The sequence below is a fragment of the Persicimonas caeni genome (assembly GCF_006517175.1).
Lineage (GTDB): Bacteria > Myxococcota_A > Bradymonadia > Bradymonadales > Bradymonadaceae > Persicimonas > Persicimonas caeni.
On the sequence record NZ_CP041186.1, the window covers coordinates 5,468,073 to 5,487,726 of the forward strand.

General features: G+C 64.1%; 12 protein-coding genes. 4 read left to right on the plus strand and 8 right to left on the minus strand.

The genetic code is table 11. From position 1 onward, the window contains the following. Nucleotides 1-6: 6 nt before the first annotated feature. Nucleotides 7-2,658 (minus strand): endonuclease MutS2, encoded by a 2,652-nt coding sequence (locus FIV42_RS20125; RefSeq protein ID WP_141199428.1) that lies wholly within the window; start codon nucleotides 2,656-2,658, stop codon nucleotides 7-9. A 246-nt stretch (nucleotides 2,659-2,904) separates the two neighbouring features. Between FIV42_RS20125 and FIV42_RS20130 the strand changes: the two genes are divergently transcribed. After that, the gene (locus tag FIV42_RS20130) at nucleotides 2,905-4,365 is read left to right on the plus strand and encodes a trypsin-like peptidase domain-containing protein (protein WP_168210803.1); all 1,461 of its coding nucleotides are present in this window, start codon (nucleotides 2,905-2,907) and stop codon (nucleotides 4,363-4,365) included. 296 nt (nucleotides 4,366-4,661) lie between these two features. Here the strand turns inward: FIV42_RS20130 and FIV42_RS20135 are convergent, their stop codons facing one another. From FIV42_RS20135 to FIV42_RS20165, 7 genes are all read right to left on the minus strand, one after another. Further along, complete coding sequence (locus tag FIV42_RS20135; protein WP_141199430.1) at nucleotides 4,662-6,908, minus strand: DEAD/DEAH box helicase; 2,247 nt, start codon at nucleotides 6,906-6,908, stop codon at nucleotides 4,662-4,664. Between the two features lie 82 nt (nucleotides 6,909-6,990). Continuing rightward, the gene (locus FIV42_RS20140; protein ID WP_141199431.1) at nucleotides 6,991-7,971 is read right to left on the minus strand and encodes a hypothetical protein; all 981 of its coding nucleotides are present in this window, start codon (nucleotides 7,969-7,971) and stop codon (nucleotides 6,991-6,993) included. 31 nt (nucleotides 7,972-8,002) lie between these two features. After that, complete coding sequence (locus FIV42_RS20145) at nucleotides 8,003-9,025, minus strand: TadE/TadG family type IV pilus assembly protein (protein ID WP_141199432.1); 1,023 nt, start codon at nucleotides 9,023-9,025, stop codon at nucleotides 8,003-8,005. After that, nucleotides 9,022-10,653, minus strand: a complete 1,632-nt coding sequence (locus FIV42_RS20150) for a hypothetical protein (protein ID WP_141199433.1) — start codon at nucleotides 10,651-10,653, stop codon at nucleotides 9,022-9,024. Before FIV42_RS20150 ends, FIV42_RS20145 begins: the two co-directional genes overlap by 4 nt. A gap of 11 nt (nucleotides 10,654-10,664) precedes the next feature. After that, a complete protein-coding gene (locus FIV42_RS20155; protein WP_141199434.1) occupies nucleotides 10,665-11,678 on the minus strand; it encodes a TadE/TadG family type IV pilus assembly protein in 1,014 nt (337 codons plus the stop codon). Nucleotides 11,679-11,710: 32 nt separating this feature from the next. After that, nucleotides 11,711-13,912, minus strand: coding sequence for a hypothetical protein (locus tag FIV42_RS20160; protein ID WP_141199435.1), 2,202 nt, complete (start codon nucleotides 13,910-13,912; stop codon nucleotides 11,711-11,713). Nucleotides 13,913-14,194: 282 nt separating this feature from the next. Continuing rightward, nucleotides 14,195-15,010, minus strand: coding sequence for a DNA-methyltransferase (locus FIV42_RS20165; RefSeq protein ID WP_141199436.1), 816 nt, complete (start codon nucleotides 15,008-15,010; stop codon nucleotides 14,195-14,197). A gap of 506 nt (nucleotides 15,011-15,516) precedes the next feature. Between FIV42_RS20165 and FIV42_RS20170 the strand changes: the two genes are divergently transcribed. The 3 genes from FIV42_RS20170 to FIV42_RS20180 are packed head-to-tail and all read left to right on the plus strand — an operon-like array spanning nucleotide 15,517 to nucleotide 19,566. Continuing rightward, nucleotides 15,517-17,592: a lamin tail domain-containing protein gene (locus tag FIV42_RS20170; RefSeq protein ID WP_141199437.1), complete on the plus strand. Its 2,076-nt coding sequence runs from the start codon at nucleotides 15,517-15,519 to the stop codon at nucleotides 17,590-17,592. A 32-nt stretch (nucleotides 17,593-17,624) separates the two neighbouring features. Further along, nucleotides 17,625-18,200 (plus strand): CxxC-x17-CxxC domain-containing protein, encoded by a 576-nt coding sequence (locus FIV42_RS20175; RefSeq protein WP_141199438.1) that lies wholly within the window; start codon nucleotides 17,625-17,627, stop codon nucleotides 18,198-18,200. Between the two features lie 25 nt (nucleotides 18,201-18,225). Beyond that, entirely contained in the window at nucleotides 18,226-19,566 is a 1,341-nt protein-coding gene (locus FIV42_RS20180; RefSeq protein WP_141199439.1) for an MgtC/SapB family protein, read from the plus strand. Nucleotides 19,567-19,654: the final 88 nt, after the last annotated feature.

Genomic DNA, 19,654 nt, shown 5'->3' on the forward strand with positions numbered 1-19,654 from the left:
CTCTTCCTAATGCTCGACGTTCGAGGCCAGGGCGGCCACGGTCACGCCGTCACCACCTTCGTTTTTGTCGCCGGGGCGAAAGTCGCTGGCGTACGGAGAGTCGACGAGATAACCGCGCACCGCGCGCTTGAGCGCGCCGGTGCCGTGGCCGTGGATGATATGGACGCCGGCGCGGTTCTTCAGGAACGCGTGGTCCATGAACATCTCGAGCTTCTCGAGCGCCTCGTCGACGCGAAGGCCGCGCAGGTCGACGGTGTTGTCGCCGGTCTGCGGGATGGCCAGCGAGGCGTCGGTCTCGGCGTACTCGGGCTCGTGGTGTCGGCCGCCGCCTCCGCCGCTCCGACCGCCACCACCGCTGCGCCGTCCACGCTTGTGGCTGCGGCGTTGGGCCTCGCTCGGGTAGAACAGGTCGTCGACGTCGACGTTGGCCTTCAGCGCGCCGATTTGCACACGCGCCTGGTCGTCGCCTTCGCTGTAGTCGAGCACCGAGCCCTTTCGGTTGAACGAGCCCACGAAGACCTCCAGGCCGTTTTCGATCTCGTCGGCCGGCACGCGCACCAGGCCTTTGGGACCGGGCTTGGGCGGGCGCGTCTGCTCGCTGGCCTTCTCGATGGTCTTCTCGGCGCCGCGGAGCTGCTTTTGGATCTCGGTCAGCGCCTTGGCGTCGACGTCGCTTCCGCGCTCGACGGTGCCCGATTGCTGGACCTCCTTGAGCTTCTCGCGAATCAGGTCACGCGCGCCGCGAAGCTGCTCTTTGAGCTTCCGCGTCTCTTCGTGGACCGACTCGCGCTCCTTTTCGCGAAGCTCGCGGTACTTCTTCTCGAATTTCTTCTTCTGGTGCTCGGCGTGACGACGTTGCTGCTCGAAGCGGTTGCGCTCGGAGCGAAGCTCGCCGAGCTGGTCTTCGAGCGAGGCCAGGACCTCGTCGACGCTGTGGTGGTCTTCGCCCTCGAGCACCTGGATGGCCCGGTCGACGAGCTTGTCCGGGAAACCCAGACGCCGCGCGATGCGCACGGCAAAGGAGCTTCCCGGGATGCCCAGTGTCAGCCGATAGGTCGGCTCGAGCGAGTCGATGTCGAAGCCCATCGAGGCGTTGGCGAACTCGTCGTGCTGGATGGCCAGCGTCTTCAGGTTCTCCAGGTGTGTGGTCACCGCCGTGGTCGAGCCGCGCTCGGCGAGCTCTTCGAGTAGCGAGATCGCCAACGCGGCGCCCTGCAAGGGGTCGGTGCCGGTGAACAGCTCGTCCAAGAGCACCAGGCTATTGGGGCCGCAGCGGCCCAAAAACGTGTTGATATTGGTCAGGTGACCCGAGAACGTACTCAGGTCGCGCTCGATCGACTGCTCGTCGCCGATGTCGGTGAAGATCGACTCGTAGAGCGGCACCTTACTACCGTCGTCGGCCGGAATGGGGAGTCCGCAGTGGGTCATCAGGGCGCACAGGCCCATGCTCTTCAAGAGCACGGTCTTACCGCCGGTGTTGGGGCCCGAGATGACCAGCACGCGTTTGTCGGGGTCGATGATCAGGTCGTTGGCGACCACGTCCGAGACCACCTCGCCGTCGACCTCGCGCTGGTGCTGCAGGTAGAGCAGGGGATGGCGCACGCGCTTGAGCTCGACCTTCTTGTCCGACACCGCCGGGATGGTCGCCTCGACGCTCTCGCCGAAGCGGGCGCCGGCGACGATGACGTCGAGGTAGGCGAGCACTTCGGTGTTGCGCTCGAGGCGCGGGGCGTACTCGGCGACGAGGCGCGACAGGCGCTGCAGGACGCGATTCTCCTCTTCCTCGAGCTCGATCTCCGCCCAGCGGAGCTCGTTGTTGAGGTCGACGAGCTCCTGCGGCTCGATGAAGGCGGTCTGTCCGCTCGACGAATAGCCGTGCACGATGCCGGCGACCTGAGTCTTGGCGCCCACGCGCACCGGGAGTACGTAGCGCTCGTCGCGCACCGTGAAGTACTCGTCTTGAAGGTGCGTCTCGATGTCGTGGCGGCGCAAGAGCTGGTCGATGCGCGAGCGCAGTCGGTCGTGCTGGTTTTGGACCGACCGGCGAAGCTTTCGAATCTGGGCGCTGGCCCGCTCGCTGATCTGGCCGCCCGGCTCGACGGCGTGGTGCAGCTCGCGGCGAAGCTCGTCGCACGGGTCGATCTTGCCGCCCACCTGCCCCAGATAGGGGAGGCGGTCGGCGCGGCTCTTGAAAAAGCGGTGGTTTCGCGAGGCGACGTCGCAGTTCTGAGCGATGGCGGCGAGGTCTTCGCCCACAAGCGAGCCCTCACGGGTGACGTGGGCGACGGCCTTGCGGATGTCGCGAAGCCCGCGCAAGGGCGGGGCGTCGTCGTCATCGAGCAGGCGGATGGCCTCGGCGGTCTCGGCCAGGCGTCGCTCGACGGCGCCGCGATCGGAGAGCGGCATCAGCCGCAACGCGATCTCGCGGCCCTCGGGGGTCACCGCGTGGCCGGCGACGAGGTCGAGCACCTGGTTCCACTGCAGGTCCTGCAGTGTCTTCCGGGGAAGGTCCGCGTAGGCGCGGCGCTCCTCGGCGTCGTCACCCGCCAGCGGCGCGAGCGTCTGCTCCATCAACTCACCCAGCGGGTAAGCGTCCTCGAGAACTCGGTTATTTTGACTAGCCGGCTGGTCGCCGGAGTATTCGTTACGAATCGTCATCTTGATTTCTTCAGGTTGGGGCAATTGAGCGCCCTGTATCGATGCTGCCCGAAGGTAGTGTCGGCCACATCACGTGTAAAGCACGTGCATTTGTTGTGGCCTCGGGCTTCGGATTAATTTTCACAAATCTGTCGTTAATGCACTTGAATGGCGACGCTGTTCGCATCCCGACGCGCGACTGTCAAACGATGAAAGGCTCTTGTTCGCTGGGATTTAACGAAGCTTTCGAGGTGCAAGAAGATGGACGTGAGCACGAAAACAAATAGCCGTATCTCAAAACGCATCAAAATAACGTTTGCCGCACTCGTAACCTTCCTGGCGCTTCCCCTCGTCTCGGCGGTCGGAGGCTCGGTAGTCGGTGGACAGGCCAACTCGGCGCTGCCGGTGGTCTCGCAGGCCCAGGCCGAAACGGGCGCCAAGAAGACTCAGACATCCCCGCAGGTCGCCGGCCTCCCCAACGTCTCGAACGTCTTCGAGAAGCAAAAGGAGAAGGTCGTGGCCATCAAGGCCGAGACGAAGGCCAAGGCGGGCAAGCACCCCTTCATGGGGCAGATGCCCAGCCGGCCGCAGATGGGGCAGGGCTCCGGATTCATCGTCGATGAAGACGGCTACGTCTTGACCAACAACCACGTGGTCGCCGACGCCGACACGGTCACCGTCATCCTTCACAATGGCGACTCGTACCCGGCCAAGGTGGTGGGTACGGACGAGAAGACCGACATCGCGCTGGTCAAGATCAAGGCCAAGACGAAGCTGCCGGCCGTCGAGCTGGGCACGTCTAGTGATCTGAAGGTCGGCCAGTGGGTCGTCGCCATCGGCAACCCCTTCGGCCTCGACTACTCGGTGACCGCCGGCATCGTCAGCGCCAAGGGCCGCAATATCGGCCACGGCCCCTACGACAACTTCATCCAGACCGACGCCAGCATCAACCCGGGCAACTCGGGCGGCCCGCTGTTCAACATGAATGGTGAGGTCATCGGCGTGAACACCGCGATCATCCGCGGCGGCCAAGGGATTGGCTTTGCGGTGCCCATCGACATGGTCAAGCAGATCGTGCCGCAGCTTCGCGACAACGGCTACGTCAGCCGCGGCTATATCGGCACCGGCATCCAAGAACTCGACGACGAGCTCGCCGAGAGCTTCGGCGTCAAAGAAGGCACGGGCGTGCTCATCGGCTCGGTTGAAGACGGCGGCCCCGCCGCCAAAGCGGGCATCCGCCCCGGCGACATCGTGACCCACTTCAACGGCAAGCGTACGAAAGACGTCAAGAGCCTGCTCTTGGCCGTCGCCGGCACCAAGCCCGGCGAAAAGGCCTCGGCCAAGGTGATCCGCGACGGCAAAAAACGCTCGCTCAACGTCACCGTCGCCGAGCGCCCCGACGCCAGCCGCCCCGAAGCAGTGCCCGCGAGCGACGACGACGCCGGCGACGCCAAGCTCGGCGTAGCCGTCAGCGGCGTCGACGCCCAGACCGCCGAGCGCCTCGGCGCCAAAGCAGGCAAGGGCGTCCTCGTCCAGCAGGTCGTCCCCGACTCGCCCGCCGCCCGCGTGCTGCGCCCCGGCGATATCATCATGCAGGTGGGTAAGTATAAGGTGAATTCGCCCAAACGCCTCAAGAAGGCGCTGTCGAAGCACGACGACGGCAAGCCGCTCCGGCTGCTGGTGATGCGCGACGGACGCACGATCTTCCTCGCCGTAAAGCTCAAATGAATTGGCTGTGAAGCTCAATTAATGCGACATTTTCCTCTCCGCCCGCAGCGAAGCGAAGGGAAGGAGAGGACCAAGGAGAGGCGTCCTCTTCCACGAAGCGAAGCGAAGTGGAGGAGGATTCAGGAGGAGGAAACCACCCGGGCCAGCACTATCGCTGGCCCGGCTTTCTTGTGGGCATTGCCGTTGTCCTCTCCCTCGGTCCCTCTCCATTTCGCTTCGCTACATGGAAAGGGAGGCCTCTCCTCGGTCCTCTCCATCCCTTCGCTGGCGCTACGGGCGGAGAGGAGGACTTGGATTTAGTCGAGCACCTCCACCTCATCGCGGCTCACCGTACGAATCAAGCGCGTCAACTCCTTCCTGCGCTCCGCATCCGCAAAGTAGACATCGCGAATCTGGCCGATCATGTCCTTGGCGCGTCGGAAGGTACCGACGAGGTCGCCGGACATGTCGGTCGGGTTTTTGATGTCTTCCAAGATCTCGTTGAGGCTGTCGCCGCGCGCCCAGCGCTCGCCCAGAGGCATCACCTCGGGGGTGAAGACGGTGTGTGAGTCGACCAGGTCTTCGGAGTGGACGACGATTTCGGATTCGAAAACCGCGTTGAACTTGGAGAAGATCTCCCACCACTTGTCGTCGTCGGGTTTGCGGACCCGCGCGCTGCGGGCGAGTTCGACGACTAGGCCGCACATCGTGCCGAAGAGTTCTTCGGGGGTCAGGTCTTCGAGGTGGCCGGCGAGGATAAGCTCGGTGAGGAAGATCTCCTCGATCTTGATGTGGCGCAGGATGCGCGCCGGCGGCTCGAGCTCGTTGTCGGCGGTCAGGTAGTTGTAAGTGCGCAGGAATTGCAGCTTGCGCTGGAAGTCCTCCCACAGCCGGGGGCGCTGGGCCTCGGCGAGCTCGCGCTTGAGCGAGGAGAGCTTGCGGCGCTTTTTACGGCGCCGCTGCATCGCGTCGGGGGTCAGGTCGCTCTCGTCCTCGTCGTCGCCGAATTGCGCCTCGCGCTCGGCGATGCGCTCTTCGAGTTGCTTGGCGCTGGTGCCCGATTGGAACGCCTTGAAGCTGCGCTCGAGCATGTCGCGGATCTCGTCCTCCGAGAAGCGCGCGACCAGGTTGACCACCGAGTGGAACGACAGGTTGAAGGACGACTCGACCGGCTCGGACTCGTCGCTCATAAGCTTGCGCAAGAGTCCGCGGACCTCGTCGTACTGATGAAAATCTTGGCGCACGATGACGTCGCCGTGCTCGTCGATGCCGCGGCGGCCGGCGCGGCCGGCCATCTGCATGTACTCGCGCACCGTCAGCGGCACGATCTCGGTGCCGTTGTACTTGGTCAGTCCGTCGAAGACGACCGTTCGGGCGGGCATGTTGATGCCCAGCGCAAACGTCGACGTGCAGTAGAGCACGTTGATGAGCCGCGCCTCGTAGAGCTCCTCGACCAGCGCCTTGAGCGCCACGTGGATGCCGGCGTGGTGCCAGGCGATGCCCTTGCGCAGCGTCGCTTTGGAGCGCGGCGTCAAGACGTTCGGGTAAGTCTCCTCGAACTTGCGCAGGTGCTTGTTGATCTCTTTGGTCTTGGCCATGCGGCCGATCTGGCGGCCGGTGTCGCCGCGGGCCAGGCCCTCGGCGAGCTGCTCGACGAGCTTTCGGCTGAAGATGAAGTAGAGCGCCGGGTAGCGCCAATCCTGCATCATGTCGAAGACGTGGTAGTGGCGCGTCGTCTCGGTCTTCGACTTTCCGCCGTTTCGCCCGCCGCGACTGCGCCCGCGACCGCGACCGCGTCCTCGTCCACGACCACCACCGCCGCCTTGGCCGCGCTTCCAGCTCTTGTAGAGCTTGTTGTAGCGCTCCACCGGCACGATGCCCGTCTCGAGGCTGGCCATATACATCGACAGCGGCACCGCGCGCTTGTCCTCGCGGACCACCTTGACGTCGGTCTCGCGAATCTCGGACAGCCAGGTGGCCATCTCCTCGAGGTTCGAGGCGGTCGCAGACAGGCCGAGGATGCGAATGCGCGTGGGTAGGTAGATGAGAAGCTCCTCCCAGACGGTGCCGCGCTCGGGGTCGTCCAGGAAGTGAATCTCGTCGATGATCACCGCCTGCAGCCGGTCGATCTCGGGCAGGTGGGTGTCCGAGGGGCTGGCGGTCGCTTCGAGTTCGGCGCGCTCGGCCTCGTCGGGGGCTTCGCCGCCTTCCTCGTCGCTGATGATGCCGCCGTGGCCGCCCTCCAAGAGCATATTGCGCAAGATCTCGGTGGTCATGATGCGCACCGGCGCATCGCGGTTGATCACCAGGTCACCGGTGACCAGCCCGACCTTGTCGCGGCCGAACTGGGCGGTGTACTCGCGGTATTTCTGGTTGGAGAGCGCCTTGACCGGCGCGGTGTAGATGACTTCGCCATCCTGCTCGAGGATATGCTCGATGAGGTAGTCGGCGACCAGCGTCTTGCCGGTGCCCGTCGGGGCAGCCACAAGGACGCTGTTGCCATCTTCGATGTAGTTGATCGCGTCTTCTTGAAAGCGATCGAGGGTGAGTCCGCGGTATTCCATGACGGCCCGGGGCAACAAGTAGCACAACGCATACGTAGCTATCGTTGCAAATCTAGCACGTCAATGGTGCACGAAAAGGCGCTCAGATTCCCAAGACGGTGTGAATGACGGTGTTGCCGGTCTTGTCGGGGTAGCCGACGATGGTCAGAAAGCGCCCACCTTTGGTGAACTGCATGAAGCTCGCCTCGTCGCCCTGGAATTCGACGAAGGGGCGCATCTTGGTGAACATCGACGAGGATTCGGTCTCGACCCAGCCGCGCTTGGCCATCGCTTTGCGGTAGAAGCCGATGAGATCGCGCTTGTTTTTGGTGCCCGAGTAGACGTTGCTCGAGTAGCTTCGGTTCGGGTCGAGGTCGCGCACGCGGCTGATCCGGCTGCAGCTCGGACAGGCGGGCACCTCCATGTCGACGTCGACGTCACCGCCCTTGGCGCCGACCATCTTGAGGTAGTCGAAGTTCTCGTCGCTCCAGGTCGCGGTCACCGTCGAGCGGTGTTTTTCGCGGTCCCAGAACATCTCGACAAAGTGGTGGCCCTTGAAGACCTTGCGGTGGTCCGGGTCGCGCGACCTGCCCAGGGCGAGGAGTCCGTCTTCGTCGTCGGCGCCGTTGGCCGGCACGACGCCGCCCATGGCGTAGTACTCGTCGCCGCGCTTCATCGTGGGCACCACGCCGCCGGTCATGCCGTCGAGCAGCATCTGGTCGCCGGTGCCAAAGGAGTTGTTCTCCGTCCAGGCCTTTTTGTTGAGGCCTTGGTTTACGAACTCCTCCTGGTAATCCTTCATCAACTCGCGCGGATGCTTGCGGCTGTAGTTGACCGAGAAGTGGACGACGTTGCCGTTGATGCTGAAGCTCTGCGGCTCGTCGTGTCCCAAGTTGTCCAGGGCGCTGGCAAATTTGGCCGAGTTGGACAGCTCGATGAAGCTCATGTCCAGGATGTCGGCTTGGGAGTCCTGGATAGTGCCGTCGGGCTGGTAGACGGCCATGATCCCGGCGATGGCGCAGATAGACGCGCCGGCCAGGCCCAGCTTGCCAAAGGTGATAAGCGTCGACTTGAGTGAAGCCATCGTCTGCTCCTGAGCGGCGCGCTCGGGTTCGTTAGGGGTACGGGTCGACGTTTTCGTTGACGCTGTCCAACGGGTTGCTGAACTGGATGCCCATCAGGTCCTTGTACTGCTCGTGGCCCTCCATGGTCAGCCGCGAGACGGTCGTCGCGCGCGCGGCGTCGCAGCGCGGGCCCTGGCCGAAGACCGGACAGCTCGAGTCGCCTGTGGTCCCCGGAGGCACGAGCGTGCTGAAGTGCGCATCGATCGAGATGGTGCGCCCGGCAAAAGAGAAGTCCTCTTTGTGGCGCGCCGACACGGTCCCGTAGCGCAGGCCCGCGCCGAACGCCGGGCGAATGCCGGCGGCGGTGATCAACGAGTTGAGCGTGCTGAAGGCGCTGCCGCCCGACGAGCTGAACGAGCTCGGCGACACACCGTCGTTGAGCATGGCGAAGGCGTATTTGGACTCGCCGACCAGGTCTTTGAGGTCGGAGGTCAACCGGTCTTCTTCGCCTGTGCCGTCCAGGCGCGTCGAGTCGGACGGCCAGGCAGGCCCGGCGCCCTCACGGCCGTACAGCTTGGTGCCCGGGACCACCGCGATGGTCTCGGCGCGTGCGTACGATTCGCCCATCGTGCCGCGAAAGCCCATCCCCGCGTAGGCGGCGCCTTCGGTGACGTTCGACGTGATCTCGACGGCCGTCGAGGTGTTGTGCGCCGGCGACGTGCCCGAGCCGAGCACGGCGGTGCCGGCGAGTTGGTCGGCGGCGTCCACGGCGGCGAGCGACGGCTGCAGGTTCCAGTCGGCCGTAAAGAAGTCCTTCTGGAAGACCAGTGCCTGGTCGAAGGTCTCTTTGTAGGCGCGAATGGGCGCCTCGGAGCCCTTGCGGGTAAACTCGCCCAAGATCATCACGCCGTTGAAGATCAGCACGAAGATGGGCAGCACGATGACGAACTCGGTGAGCGTCGAGCCGCGCTGATCCACGTGAAACGCGCGCAATCCCCGGCCGACCAGACCTTGGCGAAGTCCGCGAACGAGTCGCTCGAACATATCTGCCTGTTGTGTGTGGGGCTGGTTCATTTTGCAATCCCGCCGGAGGTCGAGTCACCCATGGCTGACGTGTAGATATGCATCATGGCCATGTCGCGCAAGGAGTTCAAAATCGCGTCGAGCGCGCCGCTGCTGGTCACCGAGGCGACCTGCGCGCTCAGGGCCAGGTAAGGAAGCGTCTGCATGTACGCGTCGTTCATCTGGAAGCCCGCGTCGCTGAACTCCCCGGGCAGGTGGACCGGGCGCATGCGCGCCGTCCAACTCGGGTGCCACACGTCGGGCGGAAAGCCGCTGCCGTTGAACGTGATTTCGCTCTTGGCCATCGTCCAATAGCCGCTCGACTTGTACATCAGGTCGTCGATGAGGCCGGCGGCGTGCGTGTATTCGCGCGACAGAAAGCCGTATTTTTGGCGGTCCTCGTCAAAGCGCGACGGGTCGTTGTGGTAGGCGAACACCATATTCGAGGTGCGCTTGAGCCACTCGCCACCGCTTCCGCCGTCGATCTCGTAGGGGAAGGCCGTCTCGCCGAAGACCGAGTCGGAGTAGAGCAGGCCGACGGTGGCGAAGAAGAGCGTGGGGCCGGTGGCCATCACAAAGCCGTTGGCAGCGTCGACGCCCGACTCCTGCTTGTGGCGGATGGTGTTGGCGATGTGCTCGACGATATACGACTCGTTGCCCATCGACTTGAGCGAGCTGAGCGAGTAGCTGCCCAGCGAGTCGAGCGACAGTCCGCAGTTCGAATAGCCGGTGACCATCTGGCACATCCAGTTGACCGCCGGGGGCGGCGACAAAAACCCGCTGCCCCAGCTCGCCTTCGAGATGGGCAGGTTGTCGTTGCCGTGGAAGGTGGTCAGATCGATGGTCTGGATGCCGAAGAGGCTCAGCGCGGTGTTGATCTTGTCGATGACGTTCTGGATCGCGCTCAGCCCGATGGTCACCCGCCCGGGAGGCGGCGGGAAACTCGCCACCGCCGAGGCGCCGTTTCGCCAGCCGCGCGACAGGTGCTCGGTAAAGGCCCACCACGGGGTGATGTGCAGCATGTAGTGCTGGTAATTGTCGAGCGCGCGGATATCCGACAGGTGCGCGTTCTCCGAGTTGCCCGAGCCCAGCGGGCTCAAGTCGATGCCGAAGCCGAGCTCGTCGAGGCCGTCTTTGAGTCCCGAGATGGTGCCGACGATGTCGGTCAAGCCCTCGGCGGCCGCCTCGATATAGGGCGTGATGGGGTCGCCTGAATATTTGACGTGGTCACCGATAAACTCCGATATCCACGTCGGCGCGTTGTAGATGGCCGTGGCGCAGGCGCCCAGGTTCGGCGGGATCTTCAAGCAGTCGGCGACTTTGCCCGCCAGCCACACGGTGTAGGCGGCGAAAAAGCTCGGGTACAGCGAGTGGATGCCGACGATGGAGCGCTTGGAGATGTTGGAGTAGGCGATCATGTTCATCGAGCGCGCCTCGACCGACGCGTGGCTGAACGCGGCGGTGTCGGCGGCGCCCTGCAGCATGATCTTGTCTTTGGTTGACTTGTGGGCGTCGACGATGATCCACGCCACCATCATCAGGGCGAGCACCGCCGCCAGGCACAACAGGGCCACCGCACCGCTCTCGTCGCGGTGGGAACGGTCGAAGAACCCTCGGATTTTCGCGATAGACGGCTTCATAAGCCTGTCTCCTAGGGGCATCCAGTAATTCCGGGGTTACACGGATTCGGCGAGATCTGTTTGGGCATGGTGAACTCGCGCTCGATGGTCGCGTAGTGGCCCGGGCGATTTCCCACGTCGGTGCGCCAGTCGCCAAAGAACTTGCCGATATACGGCATCGCCTGGTGGTGATGGTAACGCAGGTTGACGCCGGCCTCGTCGGACCCGTTGATCACCGTGATCTCGGTGGAGTGGTAGGCGAACGTGAACTTGCGCACCGTCCGCTGGCGCCACCCCGAGGTGTCGAAGGCGCGGAAAAAGGCCGAATCTTGGTTCGAAAAATTCGTCATATTCTCGCCGGCGAGCAGGGCGGGCGCGGCGGTCTGGGCCGTCGCGCCGGTATCCTGCGAGAACGCCGGCATCTGTCCGCCGAGCAACACGCCGCGCATCTGCTTGGCCTCGTCGCTCAACCCGCCCGGGTTCTGGATGAACTCGGCCGGGGCGATGGGGGTGAGCACCGCGGCGGCTTGAATGCGCGCCATCTCCTCGACCTTGGTGCCGCTGACGCCGTTTCGGCCCACTTCAGCTTCGCCCGACCACAACCAGGCGGCGCGTCCGGCCTGGAAGACCGCGGCGTTCGCCAGCAAACCGGCCATATTGTTGATGGCGAGCTGGGCGATGCCGAAGGTGAGGATGAAGAAAATGGGCAACACGACCAGCGTCTCGGTCATCACGCTGCCGCGCTCGAGCTTCAGAGTCTGTCGGGCCGAGCCCTCGCGGGAGGTCACCAACTCGTAGCCGATGACGAGCAGGGCCCACAGGCAAGCGGCCAAGCCCATGTGCAGGGCGACCTCGAACCAGGCCAGCTCCAAAAAGGCGACGTGTTGGGCCGAGTCCCAGATGGCCTCGAGGGTGACGCGGTTGACGTTGGCGAAGAACAACACCGACGCCACCACGCCCACGCCCAAGCCGTGAGCGACCACGCGCGTCAGCCACTTGGCGGCAAACGCCGGCCAGTCGGCTTGTCTGTCTTTGGAGTCGGCCATCCCTTCCTCTGTTGCGTCCAGTCTCCAGTGGCTCAACGGTCGAGCTTCTTCTTGGCTTTGTCGAGCTGCTGTTGGAGCTTGTTGCGATCCTGGGAGTTCATCTGCCGCTTGGCGTCCTCCCAGGAGGCTTGTGGCTTATACACATCTCGTTGAAGCAATTTCTGTACCGACTCGTCGTAGTCGGGTCGGTTCTTGCCCTCGATACGCGCCGCCTCCTCTTTCATGCGGCGCACCTCACGGTTGTAGTTGCCGCCGATTTGACGGGCCATGTGGCGAGTGCGCCCGTCGCCGACCTGCCGGTTGCCCAGCGGCGAGATGCCCTCGGCCATGAAGGCCCCTTTGGAGTCGACGCTGTTGCCGATGCGGTTGAACTTGGCGTGGGCGCGCTTGATGCCGGGGGTGGTCTCGTCGGCGAACATCGCGTCGAGGGCGGCGTGCACCTCGGCGGTGGCCGTGCGCACCGCGCCGGCGACCGTCTCGCGGTGCACGCTGTCGCACAGTTGGTCGCTGGAGCGCTGCTGGTCGATCATGTCGCTGCAGATGCGCACCCAGCTCTTGCGCTCCCGCTCGATGTCTTGGCCCGACGGGCAGCTGTGGCTTTCGACGACCGCCTCGAGCCCCAGGAGGACGTCGCCGGAGCCGGATTCGCTGAAGAGCGTCTGGCAGCCGAGCCCGAGAATCCAATCTCGAACGGGTTTCTTGCGCAGCAGGCGGCGCTCGAGCGTCGGCAGGCTGTTGCGGGAGGCGTCGACGCCGGCGAACGCATAGGCGACCATCGCCGAGAAGAGCGACAGGCGCCTTTGCGCCGGGATATTCAAGCTGTCACCGAGCGCGACGGCGTACTCCTGAGCGGAGTCGAAACGATCGGTGATCGCGTCGGCGCAGCACTGGGCCGTGGCCGGGTCGGTGGCGGTGGTGGCGCAGTAGGTCAGGTGCTGAGCCGGTCGCTGCGTCTCGGAGTGCTTCAACGCCATCAGGTGGGGCGCAGCGCCGCACACTAATGCGTTGTCTTGGTTGCGAAAAGCCACGCTCCAGTGCCGAAGGAAACGATGGCTCAGCTCCTGGGCACGCGCCGGAGCGCGCTCGGCGAGCCTCGCCACACACTCGGTGCCGACCTGCGGCTGGGTCGTGAAGAGCTCGATAAGCTGGGTCTCCATGAAGGCGTCGCCGCCCACGCCGGCCTGTACGCAGGCGGTGAGCTGGACCTCGCGCGCCGGGTCGACCAGCGCCTTTTGCTGCGCAACGGTTGGAAGAGATGGGCCGAAATTGTCGACCAACGCGGCTCGAACCGGGGTAACCATCCACAACAGCGTGGGCAGCGCGAACGCCGCGCACACTCCGAAGCCCTTGGCGAGGGCTTCTTGGCGGTCGCGGTTGCAATAAAGGTAGCTAATCGAGCCGCTTAACGCTGCCGCGATGCCCAACGCGGCGGCGAAGGGGAGCCAGGGGGCGAGCCACTGACGCACGGCGATGGTGAGCATGACGAGCATGCTCAGCGCGCCGCTGACGATGAAGAGCGGCAGAGCGTCCTTGAAATCGGCCGGCGAGCGTTCCTCGGGCTCTTCGGGCTGCTCGGCCTGCTCCTGTTGCGCCGAGACTCGGGCTGCTTGGGCGACCTGCGGGCTCGGGGCCCGAGGCTGCGGGGCCTGCTGCGGTTGAGCCTGCTGCGGTTGAGCCTGCTGCGGTTGAGCCTGCTGCGGTCGAGGCTCGGGGCGATGTCCGGGCAGGGCGTCGTCGCGAATGCGGTGCGGAGCGGTCTCGTCCAGCTCGTCTTCGTCAGGAGCACCGGCGTAGAGCGCGTCGCGCGGCTGGGTGTCGCCTTGATCGGCGTAGAGGGCATCACGGGGAGCGGTCTCGCCCTGGTCGGCGTCGACGTCGCCGATGACCAATCCTTCGCCATGCCTCGCCCGCGGTGCCTGGCGTGGTGCCTGACGAGGGGCCGTGTCGGCCGCGTCGGGCCGCTCGAGCGGCTCGTGAACCATCGTAGGTTCGGCGTCGTCCCATTCGTCAGCCGGTGGTAGGTCGACCGAGTGGCCCATCAGGGTCTCGTCGTCGGCGCCGACGTCACCTCGCGGAGGCAACTTCAATGACTCGCCGACCATGGTGGGCTCGGCGTCGTCCCACTCGCCTTCCGGCGGCAGGTCGACCTTCATGTCGAGGAGCGTCTCGTCCTCGTCGTCGGCCTCGCGGTCCTTTCGCGGAAGCGGTGGCGGAAATTTCGGCTTGTCCGTCATCTGCCCAGTGGTCCTTGTGTGACAAGTTGTCACAGAACTGGGGCCAAAGCTCCCCAGAATCCCGGCCCCAGCGGCCGGATAGCGCATGTTGCGTCTGCGAAGGCAGAATAGTTGATCGCCGGAATGGCTTCAACGAGGCGAGGCAGAAAATGTAACGCCGCCCCTGCAAGGTGGGGCGGCGTAGCACCGAGATTCCTCTCGCTTTTGGCCGAATCCTGTTGTCGACCCAACCCAAAGCGGGGTGGTAGAGGCGTCTCTATGGAAGGAGAAAGAACGCGCGACTCACGTCGCGGGTTGTTCCTTCTCGCCGAGCTCGAGACCTTCGAAGCGACGCGCCGAAAGCTCGAGATACTCGTCTGATTGATCGATGCCGACGTAGCGCCGGCCATTCTGGAGGGCAGCCACACCCGTGGTCGACGAGCCGCAGAACGGGTCGAGGATCAGGTCGCCCGGGTCGCTCGCCGCTTTGACGATACGGTCGAGCAGCGCGATCGGCTTTTGGGTCGGGTGCTTGCCGAACTCTTTTTCGGCCTTGCGCGGCGACATGATATTCCACAGATTCTTCATCTGCTTGCCGCCGTTCATCTCCTTCATCGTCTTGTAGTTGAAGGTGTGCTTGCTGTCCTGGTCACGCGCGGCCCAGATGATCGTCTCGGTGCCGTGGGTGAAGTAGCGGCACGACAGGTTGGGCGGCGGATTGACCTTGAACCAGGCAATATCGTTGAGGATTTTGTAGTCGAGCTTCTGCAGCGCAAACCCGATGCTGTAGATGACGTGGTGCGTGCCGCTGACCCAGATGGAGCCATTGGGCTTGAGCAGTCGCTGACAGGCGGCCAGCCATCGCAGGTTGAATTCGTGATTCGCTTCGACGCCTTGCGAGCGGTCCCAACGTCCCTTGTTCACAGAGACCATTCGGCCGGACTTGCAGGTGACCCCGTCGTTGGAGAGGAAATAGGGCGGGTCCGCGAAGATCATGTCGAACTGCTCGGGCTCCATTTGCTCGAGAATGGCGAGCGAATCTCCCTGCAAGAGGGTGAAACCACGAGGGTCCGAATAGTACGGCGTTAGGTCGCCGTCGTTACGCAGCAGTGCTTGCATGACATCCCTGTCGCTATGTTTTTCACTCGCGTCCGTGCGAGGGGCCATCCGTGGTCGCTCGCGTCCGTGCGAGGGGCCATCCGTGGCCAGTTTGATTCCATCAATCCTTGACGCGCCATCGCACATTACCTCGTAAGTGGCTACGAGGATGCTTATCCCGACTCAAATAGAACTTACAAACAATGCTAAGTCATTGAAATTGATCGGGAATCTCGCTCGGTTTTCGGCTATGGAAAACCCAAATTGATCTAACGATCTCAAAGCGTTAGCGCGATCCGTGCATTGAAGCCTAAGGGTCGATGATCAACTGTGTCAAGAAGATTTTTCGGCTTTGTGATCGTGGCCCGATCGAGGTCATTGGGCGGAGCGGGGCCTTGGCCCCTGCGGAGCTATCGCCAGTGCAGCCCCAAGGCTTGCCTTGGGGTTGGGCTCCGCGAATTGGCATGGTGTGCAATCGTGTGCGAATATATGTTTATGCTGCGAATTCTTTTCGAATGGTGAGTCGTATGCGCATCAATATATGGCGTTTCTCCCTCCTCGGTCTCTTGGCCGCATTCGTGCTGGCCGGCTGCCCGTCGACCGACAGCCCGGCCGGCAATAACGGCGCGGACGCAGGGTTGCACGAGGATAGCGGCGACAACTCCAACAATTGCGTACCTGAGTGCCAGGTCGGCGCGCGTACCTGCGGCGAGGAGCAGTCGGTGCTTCGCTGCGAGTCGGTCGACGGGTGCGCGACCTTCGTCGAGGTGCTTCGCTGCCCGTCGTACAAGCTGTGCGAGGGAGGCACGTGCGTCGACAAGCAGAGCGAGTGCACCAGCGTGTGCACGCCGGGGGCCGGGCCGCGGTGCAACTCGGCCGGTGAGGTCGAGCAATGCGACGACCACGACGGGAACGGCTGCTACGAGTGGGGTGGGGCGCAAACTTGCGCGTCTGGCGAGTACTGCAACCCCGACACCGGCGCGTGCGAAGCGCCGAGCTGCTCCGACGAGTGTTCGGCCGGCGAGACGAGTTGCGAGGGCGAATTGGTGCGTACGTGCGCCGAGAACGCCCAGGGCTGCTTGGTCTTCGGCGCGGGCACGGAATGCCCTGCCGAGCAGACCTGCCAGGCAGGCCAGTGCGTCGAGCAGACGAGCTGCTCCGACGAGTGCACCCAGAACGAGGCGGTCTGCGCGGCCGACGGCGGCCTTCGCACCTGTGAGGACCACGACGGCGACGGCTGCCTCGAGTGGTCGAGCGCGCAGGCATGTTCCTCCGGCCAGGAGTGTCGCGCCGGAGCGTGCGTCGACTCGAGCTCGTGCCGCGACGAATGCGTCGACGGCGAGACGGTCTGCGTGGGCAACAAACTCGCCGACTGCGCCGACCACGACGGCGACGGGTGCACGGAATTTCCCAACCCCTACGACTGCCCCAGCGGGCAAACCTGCTCGTCGGCGAGTGGCACGGCCGCCTGCGAGGGCGCGCCGAGCACCGGCACGGCGGTCATCAACGAGATTTTCTACGACTCGGTCGGCCCCGACCTTCGCACGGGCGGCTCGTCGCCGGCCTCGCCGACCTTCATCGAGCTCAAGGGCACGCCCGGCATGGACATCTCGGGCTTCGCCGTCGAGCTGGTCAACGGGTCGAACGGTCAGCCCTACAACTCGTTCACCCTGCCGTCGGGCGCGAGCCTCGACGGCAACGGCTTTGCCGTGCTCGCCATGGACACGCCCGATTCGTACCTGTCGTACGCCGCGTCGAGCTATACTAACGTCTACTACGTGCTGACCGCCTACGGAAACGGCACCGACGCGCTGCAAAACGGCCAAGACAGCGTGGTCCTCAAAGACGCCTCGGCGAGCACCATCGACGCGGTGGGCTACGGTGACTTCTCGGCGACCCCGCAAAACTTCGCGGGCGAGGGGAGCGCGGTCGCCGCGACCATCTCGGGGCGCTCGCTGGGCCGCGTGCCGGGCGCGGCGGACACCGACGACAACGCCGCCGACTTCGTCAGCTTCTATCCGACCCCGGGGCTGGAGAACACCGACCTGCTCATCAACGAGGTCTACCCGGACCAGCCCGGCGTCGACGACGCCACCCAGACCTTCATCGAGCTGGTCGCGCCCATTCAGGGCTGGGAAGACATGCCGCTCGATGGCTACAAGGTGCACGCCATCAACGGGTTCGACGGCCTCGACTATATCTTCGGGCCCAACGGCGGCGACGGCATCAGCCTGGCCGGCGCGAACCTCAACGATGCCCAGAGCACCGACGGTTACGTGGTGGTTTGCAATATCGCCGCCGAGATCTCCTTGCTCAATGCATGCGCCGTGGCCTATGACGGGGCCGATTTACAGAACGGGCCCGACAACGTGGTGCTGCGCTACAACGGCCGCGTGATCGACGCGGTCGGATACGGAACATTCGGTTCGGGCGAGACGTTTGTTGGTGAGGGCGACCCGATAAGTTATAGCTCGAGTGACGCTGGCCAATCGCTGGGGCGCTGGCCGATCACCGATCCGAGTTGGCAGACCGACACCGACGACAACTACATGGACTTTTGGTGGCTCTCTCCGACCCCCGGCACCGCGAATCCGCGTCCATAAAGACTCAAGACTCAAGCTTCGAGACACATTGAATGACCGACAAAGAACGCCAATCCAACGACGACCGATCCAGCGGCGATAAGAAGAGCTTCCGCATCGTATGCACGCTTTGCGGCTGTAAGGCCGAGGTGCCTTTCAAGCCGCGCCGCGGTCAGGATGTCTTCTGCCCCGACTGCTTCAAGTTCAAACGCGACGAAGTCAATCAAAAGCGTCAGCGCCATTCTCCGCGAAAAAAGCACGGAACGCGCGTGATGTTTCCGATTACGTGCGCACAATGTGGAAAGAAAGAGACGCTCGATTACGTGCCCAAGGGCGTGGCGCTCCACGAGGTGATGTGCTCGGAGTGCGTGCGCACCACTTACGGCGAGCAGTCGCGTTGGGCGCAGATCAAAGAGACCAAAGCCGCCGAGCAAAAGCAGGAATGGGAGTTTACCTGCGAAGAGTGCGGCCGCGAGGATTACCTGAAGTTTCCTCCCAAGCCCGACCGTGACTACCTGTGCGTGCGCTGCTTCAACGAGCAGGAGGCGCCCAGCCGCGAGCGGTTGCAGGGCAAACAGCGCGTCGGCCGTGCGGTCTATATCCGCACCAAAGATGAGGACTCCGAATAGTCACGAACGTAGGTAGCGGACACCGTTGGAATTCGCCACGAGTCTGGACTGGCAACTCGTCCAGTACATCTTGATTTCGCTGGGGCTGGGGGCCGTGGTCGGCCTCGAGCGCCAGAGTCACTACAGCGAAGAGAGCGAGCGAGAAGCCATCGGTGTGCGCACCTTTGCGCTGGCCAGCCTTCTGGGAACCGTCTCGGCGATCGGTTCCCAGAGCGGCGTTCCGGGGATGGTCTATGTGACCGGCACCGGCTACTTCTTGATGATCATCGCCTACCTTGTCTTCCAGTACCGCCAGCGCGACACCATCCCGGGGATCACCACCGAGGTCGCCTCGCTCATCGTGTTCGTGCTGGGCGTGCTGGTCCCCTTCCAGCCCTTGTTGGCGGCCGCCCTCGGGGTCATCGTCGCCGCGATCCTGTCGGTCAAACGCTACACCCACCTGCTCGTCGAGAAGCTCAGCCAGGACGAGGTCCTGGCGACGATGAAGTTCTTGCTGGTGTTGGTGGTGGTTTTGCCGGTGCTGCCCGACCAGGGCATGGGGCCCGACGACATCTACAACCCGCGCGAGCTGGGCTACCTGGTGGTGCTCATCACAGGGATCAGCTTCGTCGGTTATTTCGCCATTCGGTTTTTGGGGCGCCGGCGGGGCATCTCACTGACCGGCTTGCTCGGCGGGCTCGCCTCGAGCACGGCGGTCACCCTGGCGATGTCCCACCGGGTCAAGAACTCCAATGACGACCGCGTGGTGCGCCTGGCGGCTGTGTTCGCCATCTTGATGGCCAACGCCATCATGTCGGTGCGCGTGACCGTGGTGGTCGCCGCGGTCAACCCGGACTTCGTGGGGATGTTGCTCGTGCCGGTCATCGCCATGGCCGTGCCCGGCTCCATGGTCGCCGGGTACCTGTGGTACAAGATGGCCCACGCCTATCCGGAGGGCGGCGAGGGCGTGCCGGAAAAGGCCGAGGAGGTCGGCGAAGAGGCCGAGCGCAGCGACGAGCAGTTGCATATCACCAACCCCTTTCGCATCGGGCCTGCGCTCAAGTTCGGGCTCATCTTCGTGGTGATCATCGGGCTGGTGCACGTGGCCAAGATCTATTTTGGCAGCTCGGGCACCTACGTGGCCGCGCTCATCAGCGGCTTGGCCGAGGCCAACGCCATCAGCATCGCCGTGGCGCGTATGCAGGAGGCCGGCGACATCTCGGCGACGGTGGCCACCCGCGGGGTCGTCATCGCCATTTTGGCCAACAGCTTCGTCAAGGCGGCCATCAGCGGCTTCGTGGGTACCAAAAAGCTCGGAATCTACGTGGCCCTCGGGTTGGTTCCCATGCTCGCCGCCGGCACCGTCGCCGTCTTGTTAGTAGGTTGACCGGGCTAGTAGGTTGATCGGGTTAGTAGGTTGACCGGGCTAGTAGGTTGACCGGCGAGCAATTGACACAGAGCGCACCGACAAACTA

Bases quoted from the DNA above. Each gene is read 5' to 3' on its own strand.
- FIV42_RS20170 (WP_141199437.1), top strand. From the start codon at position 15,517: ATGCGCATCAATATATGGCGTTTCTCCCTCCTCGGTCTCTTGGCCGCA.
- FIV42_RS20145 (WP_141199432.1), bottom strand. From the start codon at position 9,025: ATGAACCAGCCCCACACACAACAGGCAGATATGTTCGAGCGACTCGTT.
- FIV42_RS20165 (WP_141199436.1), bottom strand. From the start codon at position 15,010: ATGCAAGCACTGCTGCGTAACGACGGCGACCTAACGCCGTACTATTCG.
- FIV42_RS20160 (WP_141199435.1), bottom strand. From the start codon at position 13,912: ATGACGGACAAGCCGAAATTTCCGCCACCGCTTCCGCGAAAGGACCGC.
- FIV42_RS20175 (WP_141199438.1), top strand. From the start codon at position 17,625: ATGACCGACAAAGAACGCCAATCCAACGACGACCGATCCAGCGGCGAT.
- FIV42_RS20140 (WP_141199431.1), bottom strand. From the start codon at position 7,971: ATGGCTTCACTCAAGTCGACGCTTATCACCTTTGGCAAGCTGGGCCTG.
- FIV42_RS20135 (WP_141199430.1), bottom strand. From the start codon at position 6,908: ATGGAATACCGCGGACTCACCCTCGATCGCTTTCAAGAAGACGCGATC.
- FIV42_RS20125 (WP_141199428.1), bottom strand. From the start codon at position 2,658: ATGACGATTCGTAACGAATACTCCGGCGACCAGCCGGCTAGTCAAAAT.
- FIV42_RS20155 (WP_141199434.1), bottom strand. From the start codon at position 11,678: ATGGCCGACTCCAAAGACAGACAAGCCGACTGGCCGGCGTTTGCCGCC.
- FIV42_RS20150 (WP_141199433.1), bottom strand. From the start codon at position 10,653: ATGAAGCCGTCTATCGCGAAAATCCGAGGGTTCTTCGACCGTTCCCAC.